The organism is Oleiphilus sp. HI0067 (genome assembly GCF_001635735.1).
Genome location: NZ_LWFI01000002.1, coordinates 1 through 15,154, shown reverse-complemented (window position 1 = coordinate 15,154; position 15,154 = coordinate 1). Strand labels below are relative to the sequence as shown.

Below are 15,154 nucleotides of genomic sequence, written 5' to 3'. Positions count from 1 at the left end.
GCAAAGTCACATAAGTCTACGGAGTAATTATGAACTCAGATCAGGACCCAAATGGTACTGAAGAATGGCTAGATGCCCTCAGCTCACTAATTAAGTTTGAAGGGCTCGAACGCGCGCAGTATATCCTTTCTCGACTGCAAGACCTAGGCGCTTCGAGTGGTTTATTGCCAACGCATTCTGTCGTTACTCCCTATCGCAACACGATTCCGCTAAAAGACGAAGCCAGAATGCCTGGTGATTTATTCATGGAGCGTCGTATTCGCTCCTTGATTCGGTGGAACGCGATGGCAATGGTATTGCGCGCAAATGATCGTCCGGGCGCTCTCGGTGGTCATATTTCGTCATTTTCTTCTAGCGCGACGCTATACGATGTTGGTTTCAACTATTTCTTTCATGCCGGTGATGATAAGCGAGAAGCTGACTTAGTGTATGTCCAAGGGCACTCATCTCCAGGTATTTATGCGCGTTCATATTTAGAGGGACGATTTGACGAAGGTCAGATGGATCGTTTCAGAAATGAGGTGGATGGGGATGGTCTATCTTCATACCCGCATCCATGGTTAATGCCGGATTATTGGCAATTCCCGACGGTTTCTATGGGGCTTGGTCCTTTACAGGCGATTTATCAAGCGCATGTCATGAAGTATCTCCATAGCCGAGGCTTAACAGATAAAGGTGAGAGAAAAGTATGGTGTTTCATTGGTGACGGTGAAACGGATGAACCTGAAACTCTTGGCTCAATTGCCTTAGCAGGTCGAGAAAAACTCGATAATCTTATTTTTGTTGTGAACTGTAATCTGCAGCGTTTGGATGGACCGGTGCGTGGCAATGGTAAAATCATCCAAGAATTAGAAGGTGTGTTTAGAGGCGCAGGCTGGAATGTTTTAAAGGTTGTTTGGGGGCGTAAATGGGATCCGCTATTTGAGCAGGATGAAAATGGTGCAATGCAACAAGCTATGAATGAGCTTGTTGATGGAGAAATGCAGAGCTTTAAGTCCAACGGCGGCGCGTATACACGTAAGCACTTCTTTGGTCGTTATCCTGAGCTCGGGAAGTTGGCAGATAATCTAACGGATGAAGATATTGAGCAGCTAAACCGTGGAGGTCACGACCCATATAAAGTCTACGCGGCATATCATAAGGCCGTGCATCATAAAGGTCAGCCAACCGTTATCTTAGCGCATACTGTTAAAGGTTACGGTTTCGGTAAAATGGGCGAGGCGACGAATACAACCCACTCTCTCAAAAAACTTGATATCGATACCTTAAAAGCATTTAGGGATAGATTTGGCGTTCCGATTAGTGACGAAAAAATAGGGGATGTTCCTTATTATCGTCCTGCACCAGATAGCCCTGAAGCGATCTACATGAAAAGGCGTCGTGAAGAACTTGGTGGTTTCTTTCCAAAACGTCGACAAAAAAGTGCACCGCTTTCAGTTCCAGGGCTTGATGTGTTCCAAGCTCAGCTTGATGGATCAGGTGATAGAGAAATCTCAACGACAATGGCCTTCGTTCGTATGCTTTCTTCTCTCACTAAAGAAAAACGTATCGGAAAAAGAGTCGTGCCAATCGTTCCAGACGAAGCTCGGACATTTGGTATGGAAGGCATGTTCAGACAACTAGGCATCTATACCTCTGAAGGGCAAAAGTATGTGCCAAATGATCGTGATCAGGTCATGTATTATCGTGAGGATCAAGCTGGTCAAATACTAGAGGAAGGCATTAATGAAGCCGGTGCAATGGCTGCATGGATAGCCTGTGCGACATCTTATAGTGTGCACGATTATCCGCTAATCCCGTTTTATATCTATTACTCCATGTTTGGTTTTCAGCGTGTCGGAGATCTTGCCTGGGCGGCTGGTGATATGCGTGCTCGAGGATTTTTAATAGGCGGCACCGCAGGTCGAACCACCTTAAATGGTGAAGGCTTGCAGCACCAAGACGGGCATAGCCATGTATTAGCATCAACTATCCCGAATTGTTTAGCTTACGATCCAGCATTTGCATGTGAAATGGCAGTAATTGTTCAGCATGGCATGAAGCGAATGTACGAAGACAATGAATCTGTTTATTACTATCTGACAATTACTAACGAAAACTATAAACAGCTTCCTTTGGTCAAAGGCAGTGAAGAGGGAATCCTTCGCGGCATGTATAAACGTGAAGAGCTAAATTCTGACGGTGATCTTCATGTTCAATTACTGGGTAGTGGTACTATTTATAACGAAGTCGCTGCCGCAGCACAGTTATTAAAAGATGATTATGGCGTTGCCTCTAGTGTATGGAGTGTAACGAGTTTTAATGAGCTCGCGCGCGATGGCCAGCTATGTTCGCGTTGGAATCTGCTTAATCCTGATGCGAAAGCTAAGTCTTCATATGTAGAGCAATGTTTAGGAAGCTCTGAAAGCCCTGTCATCGCCTCAACTGACTACATGCGTCTTTATGCAGAACAAATTAGAGCGTATGTCGATGCTCCCTATACAGTGTTAGGAACGGATGGCTTTGGGCGCAGCGATACGCGAGAGAAATTACGTCAATTCTTTGAGGTTGATCGTTATTACGTCGTTATCGCAGCACTCGACAGTCTCGCTAAACAAGGAAAAATTGACTCAAGTGTAAGTCTTGAGGCCATGCGAAAATATAAAATTGATCGCAGTAGTATTGCGCCAATGTTGCGGTAATAGGAGGAACGTATGAATAGTATAGAAATTTACGTTCCTGACGTAGGTACCGAAGACGCGGTTGAAGTTATTGAGCTATTAGTGAATGTAGGGGATTCGATCGCGATTGATGATCCGATTATCGTGCTTGAATCAGATAAGGCGAGCATCGAAGTACCGGCAACGAGTGCTGGTGTTATTGATGCCATTAAGGTGAAAGTCGGTGACCAAGTAAAACAAGGCGATACTCTAATATCTGTATCTGCAGAGAGTTCTGATGAACCAGAAAGCGGCGAACAGAAAGAGGATGTTAAAGAAAAGCCTATTGCTGAAATTCAGGAAGCTGCGCCAGAGCAAAATGTGCCGAAAGCAGTTTCAGAATCGACAACTACTGAAGTCATTGTACCTGACCTTGGCGGAGCCGATGAGGTAGAGGTCATTGAGCTTTGCGCTGGTGTAGGGACAAACCTTAATGCTGATGATGCCATCATTGTGCTTGAATCTGATAAGGCCTCGATGGATATACCTTGTCCCGTAGCGGGAGAGATTCTAGATTTTAAAGTTTCTCTTAGTGACAAAGTCAAAGAAGGCGATGTTATCGCTTTGATCAAAACGCAAGCTACTAGCGAACCAGAAAACAACGCGACACCACCTTTAAAAGAGCAAAACGCAAAGACTTCAACTTCGGAAGCTAAGAGCGTTAAGCCGTCGAGCCAAACGAATTCATCAGTTCCATCGAGTGCAATGCAACCTCATGAGCAGAATGATAGTGTGCATGCAGGGCCAGCCGTTCGAAAATTAGCGAGAGAGCTTGGTGTTTATTTGGATAGAGTCAGTCCGACTGGTCCGAGGGGGCGAATTCAGAAAGATGACTTGAATGCCTATATAAAAGCGCAAGTTCAAGCTGCGCAAAATGGAATCGTGTCTTCAGGGCCAGTTCAGCCAGAGCTTCCGGACTTTGGTAAGTTTGGTGAAGTTGAAATACGTAAACTTGAAAAATTACACGCGTTAACTGCTAAGAATATGCAGTCGAGTTGGAACAATGTTCCACATGTTACGCAGTTTGATGAAGCAGATATTACCGAGTTAGAAACTTTCAGAAAGTCGAAAAAAGATGCGGCAGCGGCTAAAGGCCTTAAGTTGACGCCTTTGCCCTTTATGATCAAAGCATGTGCACATGCGCTGAAGGATCTACCTCAGTTTAATGTTTCACTTGATATGGCGAATAATCAGATTATTCAGAAGCATTATTACAACATCGGTATTGCAGTAGATACGAGCTATGGATTGGTTGTTCCAGTGATCAAAGACGTGCTACATAAAGATTTATGGGAGATAACTGCAGAGCTTGGTGAACTAGCTGAAAAAGCCAAAGCACGCAAATTATCCCCAGCCGACATGCAGGGGGCTTGTTTCACTATCTCTAGTTTGGGAAGTGTTGGAGGGACTGCGTTTACGCCAATTGTTAATCAACCTGAGGTCGCAATTCTCGGTGCCTCAAAGGCGCAAATGAAACCGATATACTCTAACGGTGAATTCCACCCGCGCTTAATGCTGCCCTTGTCGTTGTCTTACGACCATCGTGCAGTAAACGGAGCAGATGCTGCAAGATTTAGTGGCGTCATAGCTAAATATTTGTCTGATATTCGCGAGCTTTTGCTTTAAACTAGTCCCTAGTCCACCAGAAATAAAAAAATCATAAGGGTAGATTAGGGGTATGGAATTTCAGACTCGCTTCATTCGGCATGAAGATCGGCGTATTGCACGTCAGGCTCTTAGCGGTAAACATGGTTTCCGAGCGAGCGTTCTAATGCCAGGGGGGCAAATCGAGGCCTCCCTAAATGACTTTTCTAGTATTGGTTTCGCAATCAATATTCCTCATCATAGCCAGCATAATCTGCAAGTAGGTGGGCCTGTCTCATTGAGAGTGAGTCCAATGATTGGTTACGAATATGATTTACGTGGCATTGTCATTGATATTCGCTCCGATCGACAGCAAGGAACTAAGGTCTCAGCGGTCATAGAGCATGAGCAGAGTAATCCACATGGTAATTTTCAACCGATATTACTCAACGCAGAACAAAGCTTAAAAGGCCAGCTTGTTCATCCCTTTGCTTACAAGCAAAGTTCATACTTCGAAGTAGAAAGTTTATCGCTTCATGGTTTTGTCGCTTCAAATATTAATTCTGACTTCACTCTTTTCGATGGTATGCGAGTGGAATTTAGTTTGGGGACAGTTCACGGCTTACAAAAGGTCTTTGGTACGGTGAGTAATATTGGCCTAACCGAAGAGAATTTGATTCGTTGTTTTATTGCCGTGGATGAGTTTTCACCGAGTGCTCAACGAGAATTATCGCAACACTGTTTTCACTTTGCTCAAAAAACGCCTCAAGAAATTTCTCTTTCTGGAATAGAGGCAAATCATGTCCAGAATTTCGTTCAGTATCGTTTTGTTGAAACACAGGCAGAATACGAAGCGGTTTTAAAGCTTCGCCGTAAGTCATATGCAAGGCTGGGACTCTGCGATAAAGACGAGCCAATTGCGCGATTTGCACTCGAGCAAGATGCATATGGACGAATATTGATCGCATTCCATAATGCGCGTGTTATTGGTTCAGCTCTGCTCGTTTTTGGCGAGCGTAATGCAAAGCCTTTAGAGCTTGAGTCGGTGTTACCCGCGACAAGTTTTTCTGTATTGCCTGATTACCAGCAGATTATGGAAATTACGGAAGTCTGTATTGAGCGACATTATCAAGATACTGATGTTTTGCAGGGTGTATTTGAAAACATGTATCGAGAAGGGCTGACGGCAGGCAAAAACTACATACTGGTAGGAAGTCCTCCAGAGCTAGTAGAGCACTATAGGTACATGGGCTTTAAAGGTTTAGGCTTGAACTTTCAAAATCCAAGAAATGAAGATGTTGTTATGCAGGTTATGATGCTCGATAAAAATACGGGCATTTGTGGTCAGGGTATGGGGCCGTTGCGTTGGTATAAAGTATGGGGCTATGTCAGCCTGCATTTATATCAGCGTCGAGTTATTGAATATTCAGCTTGGCAAAAAATGCGGGTTAAATTAAACGAGAGTTTGTATAAGTTAGTGATGAGGTTTAGAGGAAAGAACAAAGGGAATTAAAAGCGACGGCTTAACCGTCGCTAGAATGCTTAAGCAGCACTTACGTTTTCAGCTTGCGGGCCCTTACGGCCTTCACCTTCTGTAAAGGTTACACTTTGACCTTCAGTGAGGGTTTTGAAACCTTCACCAGAGATATTGCTGAAATGAACGAACAAGTCTGGACCTGACTCTTGTTGAATAAAACCAAATCCTTTGGATTCATTAAACCATTTTACGGTTCCGGAACGTTTTTCTGACATTATTAAACCTATAAGTACTAAATTTTAAGCATTGCTGAACGTGAAAAATATTGTGGGGCTGTCCCTGATAATTATTCTTCGTCCAATGGTTTCTGCGTTTCAGTGCAAGTCTTTGCGCAGAATATACTTAGTTTAGTTTAGAATTTATAAATAACCAAAGTTCATATAATTTTTCGAAATTAGGATTGCTCTTGTTTGAAGTATGGTTTGGCGGTTAAAATCCCGCACAAATTAAGAGGACTTCCGTTTTAAGAAGTGAGTGGCTTCGCCTATACTTTGGATCAAATTAGTTCCTCCCTACAGATATAATCAAAGATGAGGTGTGAAGTGAAAAAATTAGTAATGAGTATGTTTGCTGCCCTAACGTTAGTAGTGTCTGCATTTACAGCAACTGCAGCGATGGACGACGACAGTATTCGTGAGCGCATTAAACCTGTAGGCAGTGTTTGTGTTCAGGGTGATGATTGTGGTGCAGCGACCGCAGCTGTGGCGTCTGGTCCTCGTGATCCGGAAGAGCTATACAACAGTGTGTGTTCGGCTTGTCATACTTCTGGCGCGCTAGGTGCTCCAAAGCTAGGCTCAGCATCAGACTGGTCAGCACGTATGTCTGGTGGCATCGATCAAGTGATTGCGAATGCAATCAATGGTATCAACGCTATGCCTCCTAAAGGCACGTGTTCAACATGTTCTGATGATGACATCGCAAATGCGGTTCAGTACATGGTTGATAACAGCAAGTAATCGTAACGAGTTAAATAAAAAAGCCCGCTTTTGCGGGCTTTTTTGTTACTAGCTTTTACTGACTTTTCTCTTACGCGGCTTGCTCGAGGGCTTTTTGTTCTCTTTGCGTTTCGAATCATTCTTCGCAAAGTTCTCGTTTAGCGGCACCATTTTCATTGGGCGTTGCGCCACACGAGTTTTTTGCAATAGCTTAAGCAAGTCGTTAGGCATTCCTGATGGTAAGTCGACGGTTGTTAAGCGGTCATAGATTTCTATCTGACCAATGTAGTCGCTTGAAAGTTCTGCCGCATTCGCAATGGCAGCGACGATTTGTCCCGGTTTGATCTTGTCTACACGGCCGACTTGGATTTTGTAGCGAGTTAATTCTACATCTGGATATTTTTGAAGAGGTCGAATCGGCCCTTCTTTAATCGATTTTGAATCGCCTTTGCTGCGATCTCTATCTCTGCTCTCAGCATCTTGCATCGCTCGATCTGATTTAGGGTCAAGCAATAAGTTTCTGCCGCCTTGAGAAAGCTTAGCGAGTGCCGCTGCAACGACTATTGGATCTGCATGACGTGCGTCGATTAGTTTTTCGATTAATTCTTGGTAGAAACTTAAATCGCTAGACTCGATCGTTTCCATAATTTGCTGATTGAATTGCTCGATACGCAACTCATTGATTTTAGCTGCGCTTGGTATTTCCATGCGTTCGATCGACTTTGCTGAAATCTTTTCGATAGCACGTAGCATGCGTTTTTCGCGTGGTGCGACGAACAGAATAGCGTCCCCTGAACGACCTGCGCGCCCAGTTCGACCGATACGGTGAACATAAGCTTCTGTGTCGTATGGAATGTCATAGTTTACAACATGGCTGATGCGGTCAACATCTAAACCTCGAGCAACAACGTCCGTTGCAACAAGAATATCGATGTCGCCTTTTTTTAGCTTATCGACAGTTTTCTCACGGCTTGCTTGTGGAATATCACCATTCAGTGCGGTTGCAGAAAATCCGCGGGCACGAAGTTTTGTGCTTAACTCCTCTGTCGCAACCTTAGTTCTGACGAAGATGATAACGCCATCAAAAGGTTCAACTTCTAGAATCCTGCTTAACGCATCTAATTTATTGAGTCCTTGAGCAATCCAGTAACGTTGGCGAACAGTACTTGCTGTAGCTGTTTTAGATGCAATTTTTATGTGCGCAGGATTATTAAGATGCGCATCGGCAACACGTTTGATCTCTTTAGGCATCGTTGCAGAGAACAATGCAATCTGACGAGATTCAGGTGTGTGCTCTAAAATCCAATTAACATCATCAATGAAACCCATGCGTAGCATTTCATCGGCTTCATCCAGCACCAGTGTTTTTAGGTTGTCTAGCTTAAGAGTCCCGCGACGCATATGATCCATTACACGACCCGGTGTTCCTACAACAATTTGCGTTCCGCGTTTGAGTTGACGCAGTTGTATGCTGTAGCTCTGTCCACCGTAGATCGACAGAACATTTACGCCAGGTAAGTATTTCGCATAGCTTTCAAATGCTTCTGCGACTTGAATCGCTAGCTCGCGAGTAGGCGCGAGAACTAAAACTTGAGGTAGTGAGCTTTTCGCTTCAATTTCACAAAGCACTGGAAGAGCGAAAGCAGCTGTTTTACCAGTACCTGTCTGCGCTTGACCTAGAATGTCGCGGCCTTCTCGAATGACCGGAATGGCTTGTTCTTGTATAGGAGATGCTGTTTCGTAACCTAATTCTGAAACGGCTTTAAGTAATTGCTCGGTTAGACCAAGTTCATGAAATGTTTTGGAGGCTTCGCTCACTAAGATTTTCCTCAATTGGGAGGTGATAAAAAGAGGCGGGAGTATACGCGTGAGTGGAAGAAAAATCTCTGATTATTTCTTGAACAATTGTGTCGCTTCTTCAGCCCACCTCAACCAAGCCTCTTCGCCGAGTATTCCTCGACGCAAAGTAAGGTAAGGATAGCGGAAGTTTAGTTGTTCGTTTGAAGAAAGAGAAAGATATTTTTTCTCAAGAGCAAGTAAGTAGTTAAGGGTATTTTGATGGATCTCTATATGACGCTCAATTTCTGATGCGATATCTTCTATCGGCGCGGAATCGGCTCCATATATTTTCACCAGTAATGCATCGTTGATTTTGTTTGTGGCGACGGGCTCTTTCAACCAACGCAAAAGCTCATCTTTTCCCTGTTGTGTGATGGCATAGATTTTTTTGTCGGGTTTTCCTGATTGGATTTCGCTCTGAAATGCAATGAGTTCCTCGTCATGAAGGATTTTAAGTTGTCTGTATATTTGCTGGTGCTTTGCATTCCAGAAATATCCGACACTTTCTTTAAACTGCTGAAGCAAGTCGTAACCTGAATGTGGTTTTTGATCCAGCATGACCAAGATGGCGTGTTTTAATGACAAAACAGACTCCATATGCAATTTGTTGCATATTAATCTTCATTTGCTTAATATGCAAAGCTCTTATTAAAAGAGCTATGTAGATCCCAACATCGTAAGGTAACTTCGTTATGAGCACAGTTAGAACAGGTACTCGCTTTAGAAAGAAAAAAGCAGCAGATCATTATGACGTCATTGTTATCGGTTCTGGAATTGGTGGGCTCGCAAATGCTGCGCTTCTATCTAAGTTAGGTAAGAAAGTTTGTGTTTTAGAGCAACATTATACTGCTGGCGGCTATACACATGCTTATGAGCGTGAAGGCTATGAATGGGATGTAGGTGTTCACTATATTGGGGAGGTGCATAGGCCAAACAGTACATTGCGTCGAGTTTTTGATGTGATCACTGACGGTCAGCTTGAGTGGGCGGAGATGGACACGCTCTACGATCAGGTATACATCGGAGACAAGGCATACAACTTTATGGCGGGTCCTCAAAACTTCAAAGAAGAAATGAAGTTTAATTTCCCAGAGGAATCAGATGCAATCGATCAGTATGTCGATTTGCTTTACGAAACGAGCTCTAAGGTGCCTAAGTTCTTTGCAGGACAAGCATTACCTAAAACTCCCGGTACCTTGTATAACAAGTTTCGGGATAAGGTACTCCCAGATTATATGTTCAAAACGACCTATGAGGTGTTGTCCGGCTTAACTCAAAATCAAGAATTGATCGCGGTTCTTACAGGGCAGTGGGGGGATTACGGTCTTCCACCGAAAAAGGCGGCGTTCATTATGCACGCGATGGTCGCGAAGCATTATCTCAACGGTGGTGCTTACCCAGTCGGAGGTGCAGCGAGAATAGCAGAAACAATTATTCCTGTTATTCAGCAATCTGGCGGCGAGGTCTTTACCTATGCAGGTGTTGACGAGGTGCTTGTCAAAAATAATAAAGCTTATGGTGTTCGTTTGGTGAAAGGTGATGAGCTTTATGCAGATGAGATAGTAAGTTGTGCGGGTTTAGTGCCGACTTTGAACAAGCTATTGCCAGAAGAGTCAGTGAAAAAGAATGGTTACGATAAGCTTGTCACCAAGGTAGAGACTTCATCTGCGCACCTTTGTATATATGCTGGTTTCAAAGGCTCTGCAGAGTCTTTGCAAATTCCTAAGAAAAATTTCTGGTTATACCCGCATTATGATCACGATAAAGCGGTTGATGACTTCTACGCTAGTAAAGATATGGACTTTCCTCTGGTTTATATTTCGTTCCCTTCAGCAAAAGATCCACAATGGGAAGATCGCTATCCCGGAAAGTCGACGGTCGAAATCGTCACCGTGTGCAAGCCTGAGTGGTTTGAAAAATGGCAAGGCACAACTTGGGGTAAGCGGGGTGATGAGTATGAGACGCTTAAGCAGGAGCTTACAGGTCGGCTCATGGCAAAGTTGTATCAACATATGCCTCAACTTGAAGGTGCTTTGGATTACGTTGAGTTGTCTACGCCTCTTTCCACTCAGTGGTTCCAATGGAACGAAGGTGGTGAGATTTATGGTATCGAGCATGATGTCGAGCGTTTTAGACAAAGTTGGATTCATCCAAAGACCGAGATTAAAAACTTTTATTTAACAGGCTCTGATGTGGTAACTGCTGGTGTGGGTGGTGCATTGATGGGAGGGGTTATGACCTCAATGGCAATGATGGGCTTGAAAGCAAATAAAGTGACAGAGCTTCTTAAAAAAGGTGTTTCACCGCAAGCGCAAGAAACAGAGCAAACTGTTTAGATACAAGGTCTTTAAGAGAGGTGTATCGCGCCTAAGATTTTTGGACGTGATGCACCGGTCGCGCTGATTAGATTTCCAGCTTTTCGTTCCGTTGTTTGCTTGGCGAGCCATGCAAAAGCACATGCTTCAACGTCATCGACTGGTATTCCGAGCTCATCTGTAAACTGAATATGCTCGTTGCTGAGCGTTTCAATCCTGTCTATAAGAAGTTGATTGTGAGCGCCGCCGCCGCAAACATAAAACTTCACCGGACCAACTAGATTCTGTTTTTCTGCCTTGATTGTGTCTGCCACGCTAACGGCGCTTAATTCAAGCAAGGTCCGTTGAACATCTTCTGGTTTTAAATCTTGAATCTCATGCTGATTCAGCCAATGAAGATTGAAGTATTCTCGACCGGTGCTTTTAGGAGCTGGGGCGGAGAAAAACGGATCGCTGTATAAGCACTTTAATAAGCTAGGAATCACTTTTCCAGAGCTAGCCCATGCGCCGTTTTCATCATAATCTTTGTCTTTGTGGCACTCTATCCAACGATCAAGCAAAGTGTTTGCGGGCCCAATATCGTATCCATAGCTGTTATGCATGTGACCCTCTGGGATCACGCTAATGTTGCCAATTCCGCCTAGGTTGATAATGAAATGGTGTGCGTCTTTGCTCGAAAATATAGCCTCATGAAATGCGGGGACCAAAGGTGCGCCTTGGCCGCCGCAGACCATGTCTGCCATTCTGAAGTCATTGATCGTCATAATGCCTGAGTGTTCCGCGATGGCATGTCCATTACCAATTTGGATGGAGAAGGGTGTTGGACCTTCTGGGCGATGGCGGATGGTTTGTCCGTGGCTTCCTATAGCCGTAACGCTTTCCGGATTGATGTTTAGGCGAGTTAGGAAGTCGTTCGTGCTTTTACCAATGAACTTCCCCAGTTCATGATCTACTCGACCAAAACGCTCTAGCTCTTCATCAGAGTTTGAATCACAGAGTTGGGATAAGGCGTGTCGCAATTTTTCCGGTAGTTTTATGCAATCAGATTGAACTGTATGGATCTTATTGTCCTCGAATTTAACGAGGGCAATATCAAGGCCGTCTATGCTAGTGCCTGAAATGCAGCCTATATAGAGTTGTTGGCTGGTGGTCACAAGGCTACTGATCATTCAGCGCTAGCTGAAAGTTTTCACGCAGGGTATCTAGTTGCGCTAAGAGAGGCTTTGTTTGAAGCGAGAAGAGCTCAACTTCACTGTTAGGTACTGGTTTTGCGTGTGGTAGCTTCACTCGAACAGGGTTCTTGTGTACGCCATTCACGCGAAACTCATAGTGAAGGTGAGGGCCTGATGCTAAACCTGTGCTGCCAACGTAACCAATGATTTGTCCTTGTTTGACGCGCTTCCCTACTTTTATGTTGCGAGCGAACTTATGCATGTGTGCATATAGTGTGGTGATCTTTTGGCCGTGCTGAAGTATGACTACATTGCCATATCCGCCTTTTCGGCCAGCAAATGTCACTTTACCGTCACCCGTTGCTTTAATTGGTGTTCCGCGAGAAGCTGCATAATCTGTCCCTTTGTGGGCGCGGATTTTATGAAGTACAGGGTGTTTGCGCTTCAGGTTGAAGTGAGAAGAGATGCGAGCAAAATCTACAGGCGTTCGGATAAACGCTTTGCGCATACTCTCACCTGAGGGTGTAAAGTAATTTGAAACGCCATTCGCGTCAGTATAAATGACGGCTTCTAGGTGACGTCCTTGATTGCTGAAGTTGGCCGCAAGTATTCGACCATCCTTATAAGGTTGGCCATCTACAAATAGCTTTTCATATACCAGACTGAACTTGTCGCCTTTGCGGATATCTAGGGCGAAATCCACGTCCCAGCCAAAGATATTGGCGAGACCCATGATTTGAGATTGCCCCAAACCTGCGTTTTGACCAGCAAGAAATAAGGATGAGTCGATTGTGCCCTCGGCATATGCTAGCTCAACTTCTGGTTCTCTGGTAACAACTTCCGTTACGAACGAGCCGTCTTGTTGACGATCTAAAAATACAGTTTCAGTGAGAGACCGAGATAGCTTGATTCGACTTAATTGATTTGCATCGTCATTCAGAAACGCTATTTTTTCGCCGGGGAAGATTCGTGTGAGCTCTTTGTTTTGTTTTCCTGCGCCAAGTACTTTGTACATGGTTGCGTCATTATACCCGCCTAAAGCAAATAGCTTTGATAGAGTATCGCCTTCATTCACTGAGAAGGTTTGCCAGTTTTCTAAGGGTTCAATTTGTAGTTCGTGATCTTGAGGAGTGGCAAGTTCAGCGCTGTTGATAGTTGCTTCTTTTGGAATGTCGATGGCGATCGTTGTGTTTTTCGTCGCATTAACTTTGCTACTAGGGCTGATAAGTAAAATAAGGGTAATGAGAACGCCAACTGTGCCTGCTGCGAGAACGTGCGTTTTTGGAAATGCGTGAAACAAAACTTGCCTACAATCAATAACTAAAAGTGAACATCTAATTTTTAGTATATCTATGTAATCCCATCGCGCAAAGTGAATGAATGCAAAGGTGGCTTACTTCACCATTAAAATTGGTATAATGCCGCACTTTTGAATTTTTGACTTGTGTGCAGGCGCCTTCAAGGCGTGATATTGGAGAAGTAAGGTATGTTGTCGGTAGAAGAACAATTAGCAATTATTAAGCGAGGTGCTGAAGAGCTAATTGTAGAAGAAGAGCTTGTTGAAAAACTAAAAGCAGGCAAGAAGCTGAGAGTGAAAGCGGGCTTCGATCCGACTGCGCCAGACCTTCATTTAGGTCATACCGTACTTATTAATAAGTTAAAGCAGTTCCAAGATCTCGGGCATGAAGTGATGTTTTTGATTGGTGATTTTACCGGAATGATTGGTGATCCGACTGGTAAAAGCGCGACACGTCCTCCTTTAACTGAGCAGCAAGTTCAAGAGAATGCTCAAACCTATAAAGAGCAGGTCTTCAAGATTCTTGATCCAGCCAAAACAAAAGTCATGTTCAATTCTGAGTGGATGAGCAAGATGAGTGCGGTGGATATGATTCGCCTTGCTGGTCAATATACCGTTGCGCGCATGTTGGAGCGTGATGACTTTAGTAAGCGATTCAAAGGTGAGCAATCGATTGCTATCCATGAATTTCTTTATCCCTTAGTCCAAGGGTATGACTCCGTTGCTATGGAGGCGGATGTTGAATTGGGTGGTACTGATCAGAAATTCAATTTATTGATGGGTCGCGCTTTGCAGAAAAATGCAGGTCAAGATCCGCAAGCTATTTTGACAATGCCTCTTTTAGAAGGACTTGATGGCGTTCAGAAAATGTCTAAGTCCTTAAAAAACTATGTGGGTGTGAGTGATGCTCCTGGTTTGATGTATACTAAACTTCTGTCAATGCCAGACGCTATGATTGGTCGCTACTTTGAATTGTTAAGCTTTAGGTCGATGGATGAAGTTACGGCTTTATTGGCTGAAATAGAGGCGGGGCGTAATCCTCAAGAAGTGAAAGATCTGTTTGCGCGCGAAATTATCGAACGGTTCCATGGCGCTGCTGCCGCAGCTGAAGCGCACAAAGGTGCTGGGAATCAGGTGGCACTAGGTGAAATACCAGAGAATTTGGAAGATGTCGAAGTGGCTGCTGATGACGGTCAGGAAGAGTTGCCAATCTCGGCGGTCCTGCGTATGGCGGGTCTAGTTAAGAATGGTGCTGCGGCAAAAGATGTGTTGAAGCGAGGCGCTGTATACGTTGATGGCCAAAAGGTAGAAGCATCTTTAATGATTAAGGTGCGTGGTCGTTTCGTCATTCAGGCTGGCAAGAAAAAAATCGCTCGAGTTTCGATTAAATAAATTATCAAAAACTTATTGACCGTTTGGTTTATATATTTATAATGCGCGCTCGCTTTGAGGGAGACACCTAGGGGAGTCGAAATTGAGGCGAGAAGTGAAGGTCTTCTAGCGTAATTTTTGATCTTTGTTTCTGGTGATTTTTGAGAAGTTTTTGTTGCTTATTTAAGTGTTGAAAACGAGCTCAAAAATAAAATCAGAAAGATCAAAAAAAGTAGTTGACCGGCGAATTAAGATCTATATAATTCGCGCCTCGCTTGAGGGAAGACCCTTCAAAAGGGTTGGAAATAAGCGAGAAGTTAACACCTAATTTTGAGTTTGATTTCAATAAGTTAGTTGCTTAGAAAATTAAATTCAGAAAGTTAAGAAAAGGTGTTGACAATCAAC

The 15,154-nt window shown here is 44.0% G+C and carries 11 protein-coding genes; 6 read left to right on the top strand and 5 right to left on the bottom strand.

Annotated features, from left to right (window positions below):
• The first annotated feature begins 29 nt into the window (after positions 1–29).
• The 3 genes from aceE to A3739_RS00140 are packed head-to-tail and all read left to right on the top strand — an operon-like array spanning position 30 to position 5,796.
• Positions 30–2,681, top strand: coding sequence for a pyruvate dehydrogenase (acetyl-transferring), homodimeric type (aceE, locus tag A3739_RS00150; RefSeq protein WP_068473857.1), 2,652 nt, complete (start codon positions 30–32; stop codon positions 2,679–2,681).
• A 12-nt stretch (positions 2,682–2,693) separates the two neighbouring features.
• Positions 2,694–4,325 (top strand): dihydrolipoyllysine-residue acetyltransferase, encoded by a 1,632-nt coding sequence (locus A3739_RS00145; RefSeq protein ID WP_068473854.1) that lies wholly within the window; start codon positions 2,694–2,696, stop codon positions 4,323–4,325.
• 52 nt (positions 4,326–4,377) lie between these two features.
• On the top strand, positions 4,378–5,796 hold the full coding sequence (locus A3739_RS00140; RefSeq protein WP_068473851.1) for a PilZ domain-containing protein: 1,419 nt from the start codon (positions 4,378–4,380) through the stop codon (positions 5,794–5,796).
• Between the two features lie 29 nt (positions 5,797–5,825).
• Here the strand turns inward: A3739_RS00140 and A3739_RS00135 are convergent, their stop codons facing one another.
• Complete coding sequence (locus A3739_RS00135; protein ID WP_068473848.1) at positions 5,826–6,035, bottom strand: cold-shock protein; 210 nt, start codon at positions 6,033–6,035, stop codon at positions 5,826–5,828.
• 327 nt (positions 6,036–6,362) lie between these two features.
• Here A3739_RS00135 and A3739_RS00130 point away from each other — a divergent pair, with 327 nt between their 5' ends.
• Positions 6,363–6,776: a cytochrome c5 family protein gene (locus tag A3739_RS00130; RefSeq protein WP_231876687.1), complete on the top strand. Its 414-nt coding sequence runs from the start codon at positions 6,363–6,365 to the stop codon at positions 6,774–6,776.
• A 48-nt stretch (positions 6,777–6,824) separates the two neighbouring features.
• Here the strand turns inward: A3739_RS00130 and A3739_RS00125 are convergent, their stop codons facing one another.
• Positions 6,825–8,573 carry a DEAD/DEAH box helicase gene (locus tag A3739_RS00125; RefSeq protein WP_068473842.1) on the bottom strand — a complete coding sequence of 583 codons (1,749 nt, stop codon included), beginning with the start codon at positions 8,571–8,573 and terminating at the stop codon, positions 6,825–6,827.
• Between the two features lie 72 nt (positions 8,574–8,645).
• On the bottom strand, positions 8,646–9,179 hold the full coding sequence (locus A3739_RS00120) for a PadR family transcriptional regulator (protein WP_068473874.1): 534 nt from the start codon (positions 9,177–9,179) through the stop codon (positions 8,646–8,648).
• 107 nt (positions 9,180–9,286) lie between these two features.
• Here A3739_RS00120 and A3739_RS00115 point away from each other — a divergent pair, with 107 nt between their 5' ends.
• Complete coding sequence (locus A3739_RS00115) at positions 9,287–10,930, top strand: NAD(P)/FAD-dependent oxidoreductase (protein ID WP_068473839.1); 1,644 nt, start codon at positions 9,287–9,289, stop codon at positions 10,928–10,930.
• Positions 10,931–10,941: 11 nt separating this feature from the next.
• Here the strand turns inward: A3739_RS00115 and A3739_RS00110 are convergent, their stop codons facing one another.
• Positions 10,942–12,078: an anhydro-N-acetylmuramic acid kinase gene (locus tag A3739_RS00110; RefSeq protein ID WP_068473837.1), complete on the bottom strand. Its 1,137-nt coding sequence runs from the start codon at positions 12,076–12,078 to the stop codon at positions 10,942–10,944.
• Entirely contained in the window at positions 12,068–13,381 is a 1,314-nt protein-coding gene (locus A3739_RS00105; protein WP_068473834.1) for an OapA family protein, read from the bottom strand. Before A3739_RS00105 ends, A3739_RS00110 begins: the two co-directional genes overlap by 11 nt.
• A gap of 186 nt (positions 13,382–13,567) precedes the next feature.
• On the opposite strand from A3739_RS00105, the gene tyrS reads away from it, so the two are divergent.
• Entirely contained in the window at positions 13,568–14,770 is a 1,203-nt protein-coding gene (gene tyrS, locus A3739_RS00100) for a tyrosine--tRNA ligase (protein WP_068473832.1), read from the top strand.
• Positions 14,771–15,154 lie beyond the last annotated feature (384 nt).